The sequence below is a fragment of the Paenibacillus rigui genome (genome assembly GCF_002234615.1).
Taxonomy (GTDB): Bacteria; Bacillota; Bacilli; order Paenibacillales; family NBRC-103111; genus Paenibacillus_S; species Paenibacillus_S rigui.
This window is the reverse complement of record NZ_NMQW01000004.1, coordinates 21465-36837: the sequence shown is the minus strand read 5'-3', so window position 1 is coordinate 36837 and position 15373 is coordinate 21465. Positions and strand designations below refer to the sequence as shown.

Below are 15373 nucleotides of genomic sequence, written 5' to 3'. Positions count from 1 at the left end.
CCTGTATGGAACAGGACAGCAAGCGTGACAACAATCATAGTCCGTTTGATGAGGACAATTATACGCATAACATACGGAAGAACAACGAAAGAAAGCTGGACCGGCGCGGCTTCATGAAGACGCTGGTCGGGGCTGCCGGTGTGTTCGCCATCTCTACGCTTCCTTGGGGGGCGCTGGCTGCCAAAGAATTGACGGGCTTGAGCAAGAAGGGGTATCCGGAGCTGAAAATTACGGATATCAGCTCCATCCGAGTTGGAGATGCCGTGGAATTCGCTTATCCGGGAGAGCATGATTCAGCGCTGCTCATTCGTCTTGGCGAGAATGAATACAAGGCTTATCAAAATGCCTGCACACATCTCAAGTGTCCCGTTTTCTGGAGTAAAGAAAGGGATGAGATGGTTTGTCCTTGTCATCACGGTATTTTCGACGCGAGAACAGGCTCACCAACTGCCGGTCCCCCGAAAAGACCTTTGCCGGAGATACTGCTAAAGAAGGAACAAGGCGCGATTTACGCGACGGGAGTGAAGCGATATGAAACGTAGTTACTTGGGGGTCGGCTTACTCTGCGTGATATTGTTTCTGAACATTGTTTGTACACAAAAGGCAGTGAACGCGTACTATTTCGAACAATACCGTTCCGTTATGGTGTACGCGATCTGCAACGCGTTGTTATTTCCAGCCGCATTATGGGTCTATCGTCGGGAGCGTGATGCCAAATGAATATCAAAAAAATGCAGTTGCCGCTCCAAACGATTAGCTTGGTGCTTGGCTTCATGGTATGGGTCATTTTATCCTCTTTAATGCCGTTTATTAAAGAGACGATTAAGCTAACGCCTTCCCAGCTGACGTGGGTGACAGCGATTCCGGTTTTGTTTGGCTCCGTGATGCGTGTGCCCGTAGGCTATTGGACGAATCGTTACGGAGCCAGAAAGCTGTTTGCCATCAGCTTTGTTCTATTGCTCGCTCCCGTCTACTGGGTCAGTCAGGCCGACTCGTTTGCGGACCTGATCATCGGAGGATTTTTCCTGGGGATTGGGGGAGCCGTCTTCTCGGTGGGCGTGACCTCTTTGCCCAAGTATTACCCGAAGGAGCGGCATGGCTTTGTTAACGGGATTTATGGAATCGGTAATTTGGGCACAGCGCTGTCTACCTTCGGAGCCCCCGTCGTTGCCAACCATTTCGGCTGGTCCACAACGGTGCTGCTCTATAGCATACTGCTCATCGTTATGGCTGTAATGAATGTTTTTGTCGGAGACCGCAATGAGCCTAAGGTGCAAACCTCACTTGTTGAGCAAATCAAAGGGGTTTCGGGCAATTCGAAGCTATGGTTTTTATGCTTGTTCTACTTCCTTACCTTCGGCTCTTTCGTAGCCTTTACAGTTTACCTGCCGAACTTCCTGGTCAGCAGCTTTCATCTTTCCAAGGTGGATGCGGGGATGCGTACGGCCGGATTCATCGTTCTGGCAACAGCAATGCGGCCTATTGGCGGCTACTTGGGGGATAAATTCAATCCTTTCAAAATTCTTATGTTCGTCTTCGCCGGGTTAACCGCGGCCGGGGTATTGCTATCGTTCGCTCCGTCGATGACGTGGTACACCGTAGGCTGCTTAACCATTGCATTGTGTGCTGGAACGGGCAATGGGACTATTTTCAAGCTGGTTCCTATGTATTTTACGAAGCAGGCCGGCATTGCCAATGGTATCATTTCCGCCATGGGCGGCTTGGGCGGATTTTTCCCTCCGCTGCTCCTCACGTTCCTTTTCAAGCTGACAGGTCATTATGCGATTGGCTTTATGGCTTTATCTGAAGTGGCGTTAGCGAGCTTAATTCTGATTGTTTGGATGTTTTATCAGGAGAAATTAGGGCTGTCCTCCAGGATCATCGAGAATACGGTGGAAGGCATTATGGTGACGGACAGCGTCGGACACATTCGTTCCGTGAATGCCGCCTTCACCCAGCTGACCGGCTATGAAGCGAATGAGGTGATTGGTCTGACGCCCAGCGTATTAAAGTCCGGGAAGCAAAGTCGAGACTTCTACAATGACATGTGGGAAAAAATTCGCGGCCAGGGCTTCTGGCAGGGCGAAATCTGGAATCGCAAAAAGAATGGCGATGTTTATCTGGAATGGCTGACCATAAGCGCAGTAAGAAATGATGCGGGAGATGTCGTTTATTATGCCGGCATGTTTAGCGATATTACCGGGCAAAGAGGCCTGAAGTAGGGAGGGGGAGAAGCGATGCCTTGCGAGTTTCAAATGGATCTTTGCTTTATTCGGGAACATACGCCGTCGCCCTTCCAAACGGTGATTGCCGGGCAATTGAACCGCCTCTTTACGGGAAGGGGCACCTGGTATATCGACTACAGGGTTGAGGATGGACTCGATATCGCTGTTGCCGAGGTCAAGGGCTTGGCAGCATGGGAAACCGAAGACGAAGTGCTGCGGTATGTTGAAGAGAACGCCAGTATGGATTTGGAGGCAGAAGCCGATTGCTGGAATCATCTGCAGGGGTATCAGCTTAAAGTGTCCCCTAAGGTTGATGCGGGCTGCTGCCGCTTACAAACGAGGTGAAGGCTATGAATTGGGAAGAAAAGTTGTCGCGTTGGCTGGGCTCACAGGTTGAGGTGCATATCGAGGATCAAGCGGGTCTTGATCCCATCGCGCCCCCCAAAAGGATGACCCTTGCGAAAATCAGTATGACAGAAGACCAGTCCTATATAAAGATGTTTATGAATGAGCATCAATTTCTTGCGATCCCCTTAAGAGGGGATGAATGGACGAGCTTCGTCACCTCCGAGGAGGGGGCGGTCCTCCGCTCCTCCGATCCTTCGGCGCAGCTCGTCTACAAAGTCCATTTTATACCCGGCTCATAGGTTCGTCCGATATAGACGCTGTGCCGCCGCTTTCCCTTGGGCAACACAATCCGGAATGCCGACACCGCGATACGAGCGCCCCGCAACGACGAGATTGGGGAATTGGCCGCCAAGCTCATCCTCGATAGCCTGCAGTCTTTCCACATGACCTACAAGATACTGGGACATGGCTTCTGAATGTCGGCTGATCTCGGTGAATAAAGGAGTAGCTTGTTCTCCTAGAATCCGGGTCAGATCCTTAAGCACAAGATGGGTTAACTCTTGATCGGTCAGCTGTACATGGGTCTGATCGGCCCAATGGCCGACATAGGCCCGTAATAGCACTTTTCCTTCCGGAGCGGTGTGACTCCATTTCATAGAAGTCCACGTACAAGCCGTGATGAAGAGCCCCTCTTGCCGGGGGATGACAAACCCTGATCCTTGCAACGGTCTTTTGAATTGCGCCTGATCAAAGGCCATGACCACGTTAGCCACAGAAACGCTGGGGATTTGCTCCAATCGGCTGGATAGCGGAGTAGATGCATGCTGCAGTATGGACTGTGCCTGCTCCGCGGGCACTGCCAGAATGATACGATCTACCTGGATCGTTTGATCGGACAGGTGGATAGCATAGCCTTCCTGTTGGCGCGACAGCTGGCGAACAGGGCTGTTCAGGCAGATTTGGGTGCCCGCCTGTTGAAGGGCGTCCGCGAGACGTTCAACCAAGGTGCCCAGTCCACCCTTGTAAGTGAGGAACATGCTCCCGCGCAGATGGGGAGGCAGCTGCATGCGGGCGGGATCCGGCATTGCGGGAAGTGGATGGTTGCGGGCAGCCACCATGCCAAGAATCAGACTGCGATTGTGTTCCTCCATGGCTTGCAGCTGGGGAAAGGTGGCAGCCGTACTTAGTCTGTGCAGATCACCGGCATAAATGCCTGCAAGAATGGGGCCGACTAAACGGTCCGCAACTTGTGAACCTAGTCTCCGCTCGATCAGGCTGCCGAGAGATTCATCTCCCGGCGTCTTTTTCTTGGGCAGCACCAAATCCAAGGCGGCCCTTGCTTTGCCGGGGATAGAAAGCAATCGGGTTCCTATGAAGGGCTTCATTTGAGTAGGAATCCCCATAGCCAGACCCGCAGGCATCGGATGGAGCCTTCCGTTCAGGTAAATATAGCTTTTGGAAGCAGCCGGGGACATGCCGACCAAGTGATCCATCAAGTCCAGATCTTTAGATAGATCGAGAACGGCGGGCTTGCGCGCTAAGAAAGAATCAGGCCCTTTTTCGATAACAAAACCGTCACGCTTTAACGTTTGTATAGCGCCACCCAGCTTACCGCCTTTTTCCAATAGGGTTATACGAACAGGCTGTCCGATCCTGGCAAAATGTTTTTGCAGCTCATATGTAGCAGTTAGTCCTGTGATGCCCCCGCCAATAACACCTATATGCTTGACACTCATATCCGCACTCTCCTGTTCTCAGCTTTTGTTCAATGTACCATGGGGAAGCGGCAGCAGATATGATGCAGGTCACTTTTCACTTTTTTGGCAAACGTGATTTCCGTCACATTCGGGGGTGAACCCTTCTCGTATAATGAGGCTATGAGAGGTGATGCAGATGAAGAAGCAGGAGCCGCGAATTGTTGAGTTGGATGTCCGTCCGTATTTAAGACAAAAATTAGAGCCGTTCAAGCTCATTATGGATACGGTTGCTTCCCTGGAGCCTGAAGATGTATTTATGATGCATGCTTTGTTTAAGCCGACTCCATTGCTCGGGGTTATGAAGGTTAAAGGTTATGCCCATAAGGCAGAGGAGATGGAGGAAGGGTATTGGATTGTTGCTTTTGCCCGTACGGATCAAGCCATGGACCCATTGAATGCTCTGCCATTGCGGGAATTCAGCAAACGGGATGCACCGGAGGAGGGGCTCTCGGATGGATCGTAAAGTAATAGAGCTTGATAATCGAGGTCTGGAGCCTCCCCAGCCGATGCTTCGAACGCTCCAGGCGCTGGAAGAAGCGGCCATTGGGGACCGGATATGGATTCACAATGATCGTGTTCCGATGTTTCTTATTGAAGAATTGCAGCGCTTGGGGTACCCGTATCAGATTGAGCGCCAGACAGACGGCTCTGCCAAAGTCGCCATCGACAAAACCGTGATCATTTAGAGGAGGGGCGTGAGGGGACTGTGGAACAAATCATATCCGTTGAGCAGGCAATAGAGCAGCTTAAGCAAGTATTCGACCCGGAGCTAGGGGTTAATATTGTAGACCTGGGACTTGTATATGAAGTGGCGATAACGGGAGATCAGGCTGCGGTACGGATGACCTTAACAACGCCGGGTTGTCCTCTGCATGATACGATTGTTGGCGGGGTTCGCCACGCACTGGAAGGGTTGCCCGGTATTGGAAAAGTGCAAGTGGATGTTGTCTGGGAGCCCCGTTGGACCCCGGAGCAAATGTCTGAAGCAGCAAGAAAGCAGCTGAATACGTTCTAAGCAATGGGCAAGACGGGCCGGGGGGAAAGTCTGGCTCTTTTTTTCATGTGATGAGATGTGGACAGGAGAAGGGGTGTGGACATGAAGGAAGAAGCGATAGATACCGTTAGCCTGCTTCGGCAGGTTCCTTTATTTCGGGATTTATCCGATGAAGAGCTGGGAGGGCTCAGCACAATTATGATTCAGCGCTCTTACCGGAAAAAAACAGTCGTCTTCTCGGAAGGAGGCGACAAGGAAGCGGTATACTTTATTCAGCAAGGCTTGGTCAAAACGTACAAGACCGATGAAAATGGCCATCAGCAAATCGTCTCCTTTTTGAAAAAGGGGGATATGTTCCCGCATACGGGGTTATTTCATGCGAACTGTTATCCTGCAACAGCGGAAACGATTGTGCCGACGACGCTTCTCGCCATGCCGATAAAGCCCTTTGAATTTCTGCTCAGCAGCACACCGGGTGTAGCCGTCAAAATTTTGAGAGTGATGAGCCAAAAAATTCTCGAGCTGCAGGAAAAAATCCAGGAGCTGACCGGTCAAGATGTGCAAAACCGCGGTCAGCTGTTCCTGCTGAAGCTGGCGGAAAACAACGGTAAGGTGAAGAATGGAAAGTATATTATCGAAATGCCTATGACCCATCAGGATATCGCCAATGCGATCGGAACGACAAGAGAGACGGTCAACCGCATGCTGAATCAGCTTCGCAAAGAGGGGATTGTAGAAACTGATCGACTAGGCTTTGTCATTCATGATATGGAGGCGCTCCGGCATTGGAGAGAGAATTAGGCAAGGACTACAGCATCGATATCCAGGCTTATCCGATGGGGGCGGATTCACTAAATGATTTTGGCACATACGGGCAGGCAGGATCGCTTTCTAAATAGTCATTCGTTACCGCATATGCCCGGGCTCTGGAGCCGCCGCAAAGGTCCTTGAATTCACATGCTCCGCATTTGCCCTTGAGCAGAGATTTATCACGTAATTGACGCATGACCGGCGAGCTGCGGTAAATATCGAGCAGCGGCGTCTCCTTGATATTGCCGCAGCGAACAGGGAGGAAGCCGCTGGGGTATACGTCTCCTGTGTGACTGATGAATACAAAGCCATCTCCGTCATTTACCCCTTTGGGGGCCCGGCCCAATCGGTCGAAATGCTTAGGGGATAAGGGGTTTGGGTCTCCAAAAGGCTTAGCCTGCAGACCCTCCAAGCTTCGTTCTTGTGCGATCACTCTTCGGTAATGGGGAGCCTCTGTCGTTTTGATGCCGAATGGCATCCGGGGGCCAAGGCGGTACAGCCACTTCATGACCTCTTCATGCTGCCCGGGGGTGATCATATCCTGCTGCATGCCACGGCCTGTGGGGACTAGAAAGAACAAGCTCCACAGAACGGCTCCCATTTCTTGAACCTTTTCAGCGGTTGCCGCTAAATCGGACAAATTGTATTTGGAGACGGTGGTGTTGATCTGAATCGGTATGTTTTGTTCCTGCAGGTAAGAGATTCCCCGCATCGTCATCTCGTAGGAGCCTTTGGTCCCCCGAAAATGATCGTGTATTTCGGCGGTAGAGCCGTCCAGGCTGAAGGCCCAACGGGATAAACCGACCTGTTTCGCTTTCATAACAGTTTCTCTCGTCACCTTCGGGGTGGCACTTGGCGTCATGGAGACCGACAGCTGCTTCTCGCGTATGGCATAGTCGGCCAGCTCGAACAAATCATTCCGCATTAACGGGTCCCCGCCGGTGAACACGAATAACGGGTGCTGCATCTCGGCGATTTGATCGATTAATCGTTTGCCTTCCTCGAAAGTAAGCTGCCTTGGATCTGATGTGTACTGTGCTTCCGCCCGGCAGTGCAGGCATTTCAAAGCGCAGGCGCGGGTGACTTCCCAAATAACGATAAACGGGTATTCTTGATAGCTGCGGGGTTGGGTTATAGCGGCTTCCATGAGAATCCCCCTTTCCATTTCATGAGTTGTGATGCCTATCATGATAATGAAGATAAGCGTCCTCCGATGTGAAGGGGATCACATATGGAAATAAAAATTGCGTTGAACGGAGGGACGGGGGGCTATTGTGACTAGCCCATCGTCCGTTTGAACTTGTAAGGCGTCAAGCCGACATGCTTTTTGAATAGCTGGCAGAAATACGGGAAATTGCTCAGCCCAATCGACTGTCCGACCTCCTGGACGGAAACATCGCTCGTTCGAAGGAGCCAGCACGCCTGGCGGATACGCCGTGCGGTTAAATATTCCGTAATGCTCGTGCCGACGGATTGCCGGAAGGCCGCCGACACATGGTTGGGCGATAGATGGACCGCTTGGGCAAGCACATCAAGCTGAAATTCCTCCATATAATGCTCCTCGATCCACTCCATAACCTTCTCGGCGACCGTTGATTTCGGTTTCCCTGCGGCTTGAAGCTTAGGCTGCCCCTCCATTTCGGGAGAGGAGGTCTTTTCGGCATGGGCGGACACGAAGTGGAGCATTGCCACCAGAAACAGCATTTGCTCTTCCAGCAGGCGATCAGGTGCCGATAAGCGAATACGCTCCCGATAATCGCCAAGCAGGCGCAGCATCGGCTCCTGGGGAAGGCCGGAGATGACCTGTCCTGCAAGCGGATCCTTCCACAGCCGGCGGAAGAACGACTGCAATGCCGTGAAAGGAGCCAAGTAACGATCCAGCTCCGTCGGCTCGAATACCATCAAGGAACGAATATATCTTACGCCCGGAGGCAGCTTGATCTGAATCCGGTGCAGCTGAAACGGACGAAAGCAGAGCAAGCTCCCCGGAGCCAGCTCTGAAATTTGTTGATTTACAACGACGCTTCCGACACCCTCATGGACGTACAGCAGCTCCATCCCCTGATGGGCATGGTAGATTTCGACGAACTCGTCGGTCCGGTCTCTTGCAAAGGACAGCTGCACCGGATGCTGGTTCAGGTTCAAATAATTCATAATTCGCATGGCGTGTCCCCCTCTGCTGATGTAACCGTAATATAACAACATTTTATCATAACGCTGCCAAACTATGCGGAATCATTTTTTGCTAAGCTTGAAAGGCAGGGAAACGGCTTCATGGGTTAAGACATGAACATAGATGAAACAGACAAGTGCAGACGGAGTGTGTTAAATGTGATTAAACAACGATTAATCAGCGGCTGGGAGCATCACCGCGGGAGCTTGGGCGGCCCATGGGAGGCTTGGCGCCAGGATAAGCTGCAAAACCATTACAACGTGCCGTGGCATCCGGTAGAGCTGCCGCATTCGTACAACGGGCTCGACGTGCTCGACCCGGACGGCAAGTATTATCAGGGACAAGGTTGGTACCGGACCAAGCTGGCCCTAGACAACCCTTACCCGCACGGAAGAACGCTGCTGCATTTTGAAGGAGCGGGACAGCGCACGGATGTATACGTATACACGAGTCAGGTCGGCTCCCACTTAGGCGGCTATGATGAATTTATGGTGGATATTACCGCTGCCGCAGAAGAAGCGAGGTCGATTGAGCGTTATCAAGGGCTGACGCCGATTGCCGTCGCCTGCGACAACAGCCGCGAGCTGGAGACGATTCCGTCGGATGCGAGTGATTTTAACCTGTACGGTGGCGTGTACCGGTATTTGAATCTGGTGTACGTGCCTGCGGTATCGGTGGAGCGCGTTCATGTGGAGCCGCAGCTTTCTAACGATGTCACCCGCTGCACGGTGAAGGTTCGGGCTTCGCTGTACAACCCGGAGGGGCACGGACAGGAAGTGAAGCTGACCGTACGTTTGCGGGACGGCGAGGGCAAGGAGCTGAAGACCTTCGAAATCAGCTCAAAGCCTTGGGAAGGCATGAAGGAGCTGGCGGTTTATGAGCTTGCCAATCCGACGCTATGGACGACGGATGCGCCGTATTTGTACAGCTGTACGGTGGAGCTGGCAAGCGCATACGGACGGACGGAGCAGACGGAAAGGTTCGGGGCACGCAGCTTTGAGTTTGTGAACAAGGGGCCGTTCAAGCTGAACGGCGAGCGTCTGCTGCTGCGCGGTACGCACCGCCATGAGGACCATGCGGGCGTGGGCCCGGCGATGACGGAGGACATGATCCGTACGGAGATGCAGCTCATCAAGGACATGGGCGTGAACTTCATCCGACTCGGGCATTATCAGCAATCCAGAATCGTATTGGAGCTGTGCGACGAGCTCGGTATTCTCGTGTGGGAAGAAATTCCTTGGTGCCGCGGCGGTCTCGGGGGCGAGCAGTACAAGCAGCAGTGCCGCGATATGCTGGCCGCGATGATCGAGCAGCATTACAACCATCCTTCGGTCATTTTGTGGGGACTCGGCAACGAGAACGATTGGGAGTGCGATTTCGATTATTTCGATATCCCTGCGATTCAGACGTTTATGAAAGAGCTGCATGAGCTGTCCCATCAACTGGATCCTAACCGGCTGACGGCGATTCGCCGCTGCGAATTTTGCAAGGACATCATCGACGTGTACTCGCCTTCGATCTGGGCCGGCTGGTACCGCGGTATTTATACGGATTACGAGGAAAGCTCCCGTCAGGCGTTCGAGAACGTGGATTCGTTCTTTCATATGGAATGGGGTGCGGACAATCTGGCGACCCGCCATGTAGAGAAAACGTACACCGGCTTCGAATTTATCGGCCGGGGTGATGGCAACACCGATGAACGGGACGGCGATTACCTGCTGACCGGCGGCGACCCGCGCGTATCGCGTGACGGGGATTGGTCCGAGACGTACTTTTGTGAGATGATCGACTGGTACTTGAAGTCGCAGGAAAAGATGGACTGGCTGACCGGTGCGGCGCAGTGGGCGTTCAAAGATTTTGCCACGCCGGTTCGTCCGGATTCGCCGATTCCTTATTTGAATATGAAGGGCATCATCGAGCGCGACTTCACGAAAAAAGACGCCTACTACGTGTACCAATCGTACTGGACGTCGAAGCCGATGGCGCGCATTTACGGTCACACGATGCCCGTGCGTTGGGGACAAGAAGGGGAGCGCAAGCAGATCAAGGTTTATTCGAACTGCACGGAAGCGGAGCTGTTCGTGAACGGGGCGAGCCTTGGTGTGAAGCAGCGCGACTCGCAAAATTTCCCGGCCGCAGGCTTACGTTGGGATACCGTGCTGGAGCCGGGTGTCAACCATGTGAAGGTCGTCGCGGCGAAGGACGGCATCACCGTCACCGACGAGCTGTCGTTCGAATACCAGACGCAAAGCTGGGGCGAGCCTGCCGAGCTGAAGCTGAACGCGCAGCCGCAGGCCAACGGGCACATTCTCGTCGAGGCGCTCGCGTATGACGCGAAGGGTGTGCTTTGTCTCGATGCGATTCACTTCGTGCGCTTTGGCATCGCCGGCGACGGCAGGCTGATCGACTGCCAGGGCACCGTCCGCGGCTCCAGCCTCATTCAGCTGGCGAATGGCCGCTCACGCATCCTGATCGACCCGGCAGGCGGCTCCGCAGCGAGCGTGCCGGTGACCGGTTTCGTCTCCGCGAGCGGCCCGGCTTCCGGAGCCGGAGCAGGGGCGGCGGCAGCCGGCAGTACGGGCGCCAGCGGCGCTGTACCGCTGGGCGGGAATGCCGCCGCCGAAGGCGCAGACGCCTCAGCTGCAAGCAGCGGCGGCAGTGCAGTATCGGCGGCTGACGCGAGTACGGTCCGCAAGCCGGTGTCGGTTGTCAGTGTGGCCAGCGCAGGCTTGGCTACGGCTTTTATTACGATTTAAAAATCAAGGAGGACGAACCTCATGACGAGATGGGAACCAAGCAAATTTATGAAAGCCGACAACCTGCAGGATGCGCTGCCCCACATTTGGGAAGCGCTGCAGAGCAAAGTGGACCTGATGATCGAGCAGATCGGCGACAAATCGCCGCATGTGGCGCCAAGAGACACCGGCAAGTACGATGACATGCGCCACGACTGGTGGACGGCGGGCTTTTGGCCGGGCATCCTGTGGATCATGTACGAAATGACAGGCAAAGCCCATTACAAGAACGCTGCTTGGGGCTGGGACGAGAAGTTCGAGCAGAAGTCGATCCAACAGAGCAACTTTCATCACGATGTCGGCTTTCAGTATTCGCCGACGGCTGTGATCAAATACAGACTGACAGGCGACGAAGACGGCAAACGCCGCGGGCTGGCTGCCGCCAACTTCTTGGCGGGCCGCTTCAACATTGCGGGCAACTTTCTGCGCGCGTGGAACCAGGACAAAACAGGCTGGTCCATCGTCGATTCCTCGATGAACCTGTCCCTCCTGTTCTGGGCCGCGGAAGAAATTCAAGATCCTCGCTTTAGCATGATCGCCAAAGCCCACGCGAACACGGTGGTCGACCACTTCATCCGGGAGGATGGCTCGGTCAACCACATCGTCAGCTTCAATCCGCTGACGGGCGAAGTCATCGAGTCGCTCGGCGGCCAGGGCGCCGCTCCCGACTCGTCCTGGAGCCGCGGCGCGTCGTGGGCGCTGCACGGCATGGCCAACACGTATCGCTATACCGGCGATACGAAGTACCTGCGCGCGGCTCAGCGCGTCGCGCACTATTTCCTCGCGATGCTGCCGGACGACCACGTCGCGCATTGGGACTTCCGCGCGGCCGAGTCGCTCGACGGCGAGCCGCGCGATACGTCGGCGGCGACCTGCGCCGCCTCGGGGCTGCTCGAGCTGGCCGCTGCGCTGCCTGCGGTACAGGGGCGCCCGTACCGCGATGCGGCTGAGCGCATCCTGCTCTCGCTGACGCAAAACTACGCCACGTGGGATCGTCCCGATCACGAGGCGATCCTGTACGCCGGCACCGGCAACAAGCCGGCCGGGCAGAACATTGACGTCTCCCTCATCTACGGAGACTACTATTATGTCGAAGCGCTCGCGAAGCTGCTCGGCTGGAAGTCGCGGATCTTTTAATCGCGCTGGCGGAGCATCATTCATAAAGACAAGGCCCTGCAACCATTTACGGATGGCTGCAGGGCTTTTGATATTCATATTTATGTAAAATATGGTAAATTTATAGTATCTAAGTCTGAAGGATTTGGATATGTTAGCGGACATTGTTATATATATTTCGTGAATGGAGATGGTGAAATGAAATGGAAACGGATTACTTTGATTGGTGTTAGTTGCATCGCATTTGCATCGACAAGTTTTGCATTTGGAGGCATTGAAAGTATTCAGGCTTATTTAAATCATGATATCAAGTATACGCTCAACAACAAGGCCTGGACACCTAAGGACAGTGATGGTAACACGCTAGCTCCAGTCATCGTTAATGGGACCTCATATCTACCTGCGAGAGCGATTGCCGAAGCGTTAGGAAGTGAAATCCAGTGGGACGACTCCACAAAGAATATTTCAATAAAAACTACTCATGGAACCGGGGACATTAATGAAAGAGATCAGAACATAAATAAAAAAGTAAATGAAATCAAAGAGAAATTAAGGTTAGGATTAACACAACAAGAAGTACAAGGACTATTAGCCGATAAACATGAAAATGCATACAATAATGGTGATCTAGAAAATGGTAGCGATTCATATTGGAAGTATTATCTTTTCAGAGATCCTGATTATACAGCTAAGGATTTGCCGGATCATGTTATTGATGAAGAAGGTCTGAAGAACAAAAAAATAGGCGCATATTTATTTATTGGTTGGAAAAATAACAAATTACACCTATTTTCAATTTCTTATGTTAATCCTAAGGATAATAAGATTTACTTATTTATTTTAAATCCTGACGGAACCACTTCAGAAAATCCAGTTAGCAACTAACTTCAAATTTGAATAAATGACAGTTGAACTCTTGAACCCCTAATTCCCCTTCTTCCCCGCCAAGGGACTGAACAGGCTCTTGATCTTCGGAGACAAATAATGGCTGCCCCGGCGATCCTGCACCTGCTCGACCATCAGGGCGACCAGCAGCTGCGGGTTGTCGGTGTTGAAGGCCACGAACCAGCCGTTCTCCTGTCCGGCGGTGTCCTTCTTCACCTTCAGCTCCGCGGTGCCGGTTTTGCCGGCGAGCTTAAGCCCGTCGACCTTGGCATCGTGTCCGGTACCGGACGGGTTTTCGATGACATCGGTCATTTTATCGGTAACGGTTTTGGCGACATCGGCGCTGAGGAGACCGGGTTTCCACACCTCGCCCTTCTGCCCCTCATTCAACAGCAGGGTCGGCTTGATCATGTTGCCGTTATTCGTGAATACCGTGTACGCCGCGGCCACATGCAGCGGGCTCATGACGACCTCGCCTTGACCGTAGCCGGAATCGGCGAGCTGTACGTCATTGCGCATTTTGCCGTTGTTGGACAGGGTGGAGGCGTCGATTGCGAGCGGGACGGGCAGCTTTTCGCCGAATCCGAACCTTCCGGCTGCTTCGAGAAACTTCTGCGCTCCCATCTCCAGCGCCACTTGCGCGAAGTAAATGTTATCCGAGTACATCAGCGCCTTGGACAAATTGACGGCACTTTGCGATTCGGACACGCGGGTCACATAGTAATTGCCCCAGGACGCATCCTTCTTCCACTGCTTGCCGACGATGCTGCGCTCCGCGTTCGGGTCGAGCATCTGTGCCTGAAGCGCGATTGCTGCGGTAATCGGCTTGAAGGAGGAGCCCGGTGCATAAGCCCGGGCAAAACGGTTCAGCAGCGGCTTGTTCGGATCCTCGCTCCACTGCTTCCATTGGTCGGCAGACACGCCGGTGACGAACGTATTCGGGTTAAAAGAAGGCGCGCTGACCAAAGCCAGCACTTCTCCCGTGATTGGCTGCAGGACGGCTCCTGCTCCCGTATCCTTTTCCAGCTGCTGGTACAATTTCAGCTGCTGCTCCGTATCGATGGTCAGTTGAACGTTCTCTCCATCGACCGCGTCATGCTGCGCGAGTGTTGCTTTCTCCCGGCCGTCGGCGTCGGCGATATAAATACGGCTGCCTGCGGTACCCCGCAGCTTGGACTCGAAGGAAAGCTCCAAGCCGGATTTCCCGATCCAATCATCGGCTTTATAGCCTTTATCTTTATACTTCGTGAGCTCCTCGCTGTTGATTTTGCCTATGTACCCGATCAAATGCGCGGCGGCGGCTTCCAGGGGATAAGAGCGCACCTTTTTCGTACGGTACGTTACGCCCGGGACAGCGGTCAGCGACTCCAGCCGGTTATCCCCCTTCGGGACAATGGTAATCGGAACGAAAAAATCCGGCTTCACCCACGTAGCCTTCAACTGAGCCTGGATGTCCTTCGGGTTCACCTTCAGCAAATCCGCGAGCTTGATCACGGTATCGTCCGCCGGGTCGGGCAGCTTTTTCGGAATGATCCCGATCTCCAGCTTTTCCTCATTAATGGCGAGCCCGAGTCCTTGCCGGTCCAGGATTTCGCCGCGAAGCGGCAGTGTCTCCTCCACGCGGACTTTATCCTTATCCGTCAGCTTCGGGAAAATATACGTCGAGTCCCAGCGGACCCTCCAGCGCTCAACCTCTTTTTCTTTGTCCTTCACCATCACTTTTTCCTTTGCTTTCACCAGCTGTGCAGTTTGGTCATAGGCAATCGGTCCGGCGGAAGTATTCATTTCGACATGCAGAGTATATGCGGCTTTATTGGGATCCGCCTCCGGTTCCTGCTTCTTCGGAGGAGCGGCGGCCGCTTCGCCTGCGGCAGGCTTCGGTGTAACCGGCTGCCACTGAATGGCGAGCCCGCTCATCCCGATCCCGTCGTAGATCGATTTGTGCCTCGTGACGAAGGTATCCAGCGCGACCTGCTGCTTCGTCTCCGCCGGTAGCAGCTCATACATGGCTTCATACTGCTTTTGCTGCCAGGCCTCGACGAAAGCTTTCATCGTATCCTCCGGCTTCGGGTCTACTTTATCGGCGCAGCCCGCCGCGAGCATGCCGAGCAGCAGGACAAACATGCAGCCGCCGGCCAGCTTTCCCCATTTATTGTTCATGGATGCAACCATTCCCTTCCATTGCTTACTTACCATTGTATAGAAGACGCTCGGAAGGAGAAATAGTTGGACTCTGATATTGTCCTGACAGAAGAATGATATGCGAGGGC

At 53.5% G+C, this 15373-nt stretch carries 16 protein-coding genes; 12 read left to right on the top strand and 4 right to left on the bottom strand.

The genetic code is table 11. The features are described 5' to 3' along the window. The first annotated feature begins 5 nt into the window (after positions 1 to 5). The 5 genes from CF651_RS04335 to CF651_RS04315 are packed head-to-tail and all read left to right on the top strand — an operon-like array spanning position 6 to position 2872. A complete protein-coding gene (locus CF651_RS04335; protein WP_094013634.1) occupies positions 6 to 542 on the top strand; it encodes a Rieske 2Fe-2S domain-containing protein in 537 nt (178 codons plus the stop codon). Continuing rightward, entirely contained in the window at positions 532 to 720 is a 189-nt protein-coding gene (locus tag CF651_RS04330) for a hypothetical protein (protein ID WP_094013633.1), read from the top strand. Before CF651_RS04335 ends, CF651_RS04330 begins: the two co-directional genes overlap by 11 nt. Continuing rightward, a complete protein-coding gene (locus CF651_RS04325; protein WP_094013632.1) occupies positions 717 to 2222 on the top strand; it encodes a nitrate/nitrite transporter in 1506 nt (501 codons plus the stop codon). The genes CF651_RS04330 and CF651_RS04325 overlap by 4 nt, the downstream gene beginning before the upstream one ends. A 15-nt stretch (positions 2223 to 2237) precedes the next feature. Beyond that, entirely contained in the window at positions 2238 to 2570 is a 333-nt protein-coding gene (locus tag CF651_RS04320; RefSeq protein WP_094013631.1) for a hypothetical protein, read from the top strand. Positions 2571 to 2575: 5 nt separating this feature from the next. After that, the gene (locus CF651_RS04315; RefSeq protein WP_094013630.1) at positions 2576 to 2872 is read left to right on the top strand and encodes a hypothetical protein; all 297 of its coding nucleotides are present in this window, start codon (positions 2576 to 2578) and stop codon (positions 2870 to 2872) included. Here the strand turns inward: CF651_RS04315 and hemG are convergent. Continuing rightward, on the bottom strand, positions 2867 to 4309 hold the full coding sequence (gene hemG / locus CF651_RS04310; protein WP_094013629.1) for a protoporphyrinogen oxidase: 1443 nt from the start codon (positions 4307 to 4309) through the stop codon (positions 2867 to 2869). The genes CF651_RS04315 and hemG overlap by 6 nt on opposite strands. Positions 4310 to 4460: 151 nt before the next feature. Here hemG and CF651_RS04305 point away from each other — a divergent pair, with 151 nt between their 5' ends. The 4 genes from CF651_RS04305 to CF651_RS04290 all read left to right on the top strand — a co-directional run bounded on the left by CF651_RS04305 (position 4461) and on the right by CF651_RS04290 (position 6125). Next, the gene (locus tag CF651_RS04305) at positions 4461 to 4793 is read left to right on the top strand and encodes a DUF2249 domain-containing protein (RefSeq protein WP_245855693.1); all 333 of its coding nucleotides are present in this window, start codon (positions 4461 to 4463) and stop codon (positions 4791 to 4793) included. Beyond that, the gene (locus tag CF651_RS04300; protein ID WP_245855688.1) at positions 4783 to 5016 is read left to right on the top strand and encodes a DUF2249 domain-containing protein; all 234 of its coding nucleotides are present in this window, start codon (positions 4783 to 4785) and stop codon (positions 5014 to 5016) included. Before CF651_RS04305 ends, CF651_RS04300 begins: the two co-directional genes overlap by 11 nt. Before the next feature lie 29 nt (positions 5017 to 5045). Continuing rightward, positions 5046 to 5345, top strand: coding sequence for a metal-sulfur cluster assembly factor (locus tag CF651_RS04295; RefSeq protein WP_425436206.1), 300 nt, complete (start codon positions 5046 to 5048; stop codon positions 5343 to 5345). An 81-nt stretch (positions 5346 to 5426) separates the two neighbouring features. Continuing rightward, positions 5427 to 6125, top strand: a complete 699-nt coding sequence (locus CF651_RS04290; RefSeq protein ID WP_094013627.1) for a Crp/Fnr family transcriptional regulator — start codon at positions 5427 to 5429, stop codon at positions 6123 to 6125. Positions 6126 to 6153: 28 nt separating this feature from the next. Here CF651_RS04290 and CF651_RS04285 read toward each other — a convergent pair whose 3' ends face one another. Then, positions 6154 to 7281: a TIGR04053 family radical SAM/SPASM domain-containing protein gene (locus tag CF651_RS04285; protein ID WP_094013626.1), complete on the bottom strand. Its 1128-nt coding sequence runs from the start codon at positions 7279 to 7281 to the stop codon at positions 6154 to 6156. Positions 7282 to 7412: 131 nt separating this feature from the next. Then, entirely contained in the window at positions 7413 to 8297 is an 885-nt protein-coding gene (locus CF651_RS04280) for an AraC family transcriptional regulator (protein WP_094013625.1), read from the bottom strand. Positions 8298 to 8465: 168 nt separating this feature from the next. Here CF651_RS04280 and CF651_RS04275 point away from each other — a divergent pair, with 168 nt between their 5' ends. The 3 genes from CF651_RS04275 to CF651_RS04265 all read left to right on the top strand — a co-directional run bounded on the left by CF651_RS04275 (position 8466) and on the right by CF651_RS04265 (position 13103). Next, on the top strand, positions 8466 to 11063 hold the full coding sequence (locus CF651_RS04275) for a glycoside hydrolase family 2 protein (protein WP_094013624.1): 2598 nt from the start codon (positions 8466 to 8468) through the stop codon (positions 11061 to 11063). Between the two features lie 48 nt (positions 11064 to 11111). Beyond that, complete coding sequence (locus CF651_RS04270) at positions 11112 to 12239, top strand: glycoside hydrolase family 88 protein (RefSeq protein ID WP_425436205.1); 1128 nt, start codon at positions 11112 to 11114, stop codon at positions 12237 to 12239. A 177-nt stretch (positions 12240 to 12416) separates the two neighbouring features. Continuing rightward, positions 12417 to 13103, top strand: a complete 687-nt coding sequence (locus CF651_RS04265) for a stalk domain-containing protein (protein WP_094013622.1) — start codon at positions 12417 to 12419, stop codon at positions 13101 to 13103. Positions 13104 to 13142: 39 nt separating this feature from the next. Here CF651_RS04265 and CF651_RS04260 read toward each other — a convergent pair whose 3' ends face one another. Next, positions 13143 to 15263, bottom strand: a complete 2121-nt coding sequence (locus CF651_RS04260) for a penicillin-binding transpeptidase domain-containing protein (RefSeq protein ID WP_179232677.1) — start codon at positions 15261 to 15263, stop codon at positions 13143 to 13145. Positions 15264 to 15373 lie beyond the last annotated feature (110 nt).

Coding starts and splice junctions, on each gene's coding strand:
- CF651_RS04335 (WP_094013634.1), top strand. CDS start 6: ATGGAACAGGACAGCAAGCGTGACAACAATCATAGTCCGTTTGATGAG.
- CF651_RS04330 (WP_094013633.1), top strand. CDS start 532: ATGAAACGTAGTTACTTGGGGGTCGGCTTACTCTGCGTGATATTGTTT.
- CF651_RS04325 (WP_094013632.1), top strand. CDS start 717: ATGAATATCAAAAAAATGCAGTTGCCGCTCCAAACGATTAGCTTGGTG.
- CF651_RS04320 (WP_094013631.1), top strand. CDS start 2,238: ATGCCTTGCGAGTTTCAAATGGATCTTTGCTTTATTCGGGAACATACG.
- CF651_RS04315 (WP_094013630.1), top strand. CDS start 2,576: ATGAATTGGGAAGAAAAGTTGTCGCGTTGGCTGGGCTCACAGGTTGAG.
- hemG (WP_094013629.1), bottom strand. CDS start 4,309: ATGAGTGTCAAGCATATAGGTGTTATTGGCGGGGGCATCACAGGACTA.
- CF651_RS04305 (WP_245855693.1), top strand. CDS start 4,461: ATGCAGATGAAGAAGCAGGAGCCGCGAATTGTTGAGTTGGATGTCCGT.
- CF651_RS04300 (WP_245855688.1), top strand. CDS start 4,783: ATGGATCGTAAAGTAATAGAGCTTGATAATCGAGGTCTGGAGCCTCCC.
- CF651_RS04290 (WP_094013627.1), top strand. CDS start 5,427: ATGAAGGAAGAAGCGATAGATACCGTTAGCCTGCTTCGGCAGGTTCCT.
- CF651_RS04285 (WP_094013626.1), bottom strand. CDS start 7,281: ATGGAAGCCGCTATAACCCAACCCCGCAGCTATCAAGAATACCCGTTT.
- CF651_RS04280 (WP_094013625.1), bottom strand. CDS start 8,297: ATGCGAATTATGAATTATTTGAACCTGAACCAGCATCCGGTGCAGCTG.
- CF651_RS04270 (WP_425436205.1), top strand. CDS start 11,112: ATGAAAGCCGACAACCTGCAGGATGCGCTGCCCCACATTTGGGAAGCG.
- CF651_RS04265 (WP_094013622.1), top strand. CDS start 12,417: ATGAAATGGAAACGGATTACTTTGATTGGTGTTAGTTGCATCGCATTT.
- CF651_RS04260 (WP_179232677.1), bottom strand. CDS start 15,263: ATGAACAATAAATGGGGAAAGCTGGCCGGCGGCTGCATGTTTGTCCTG.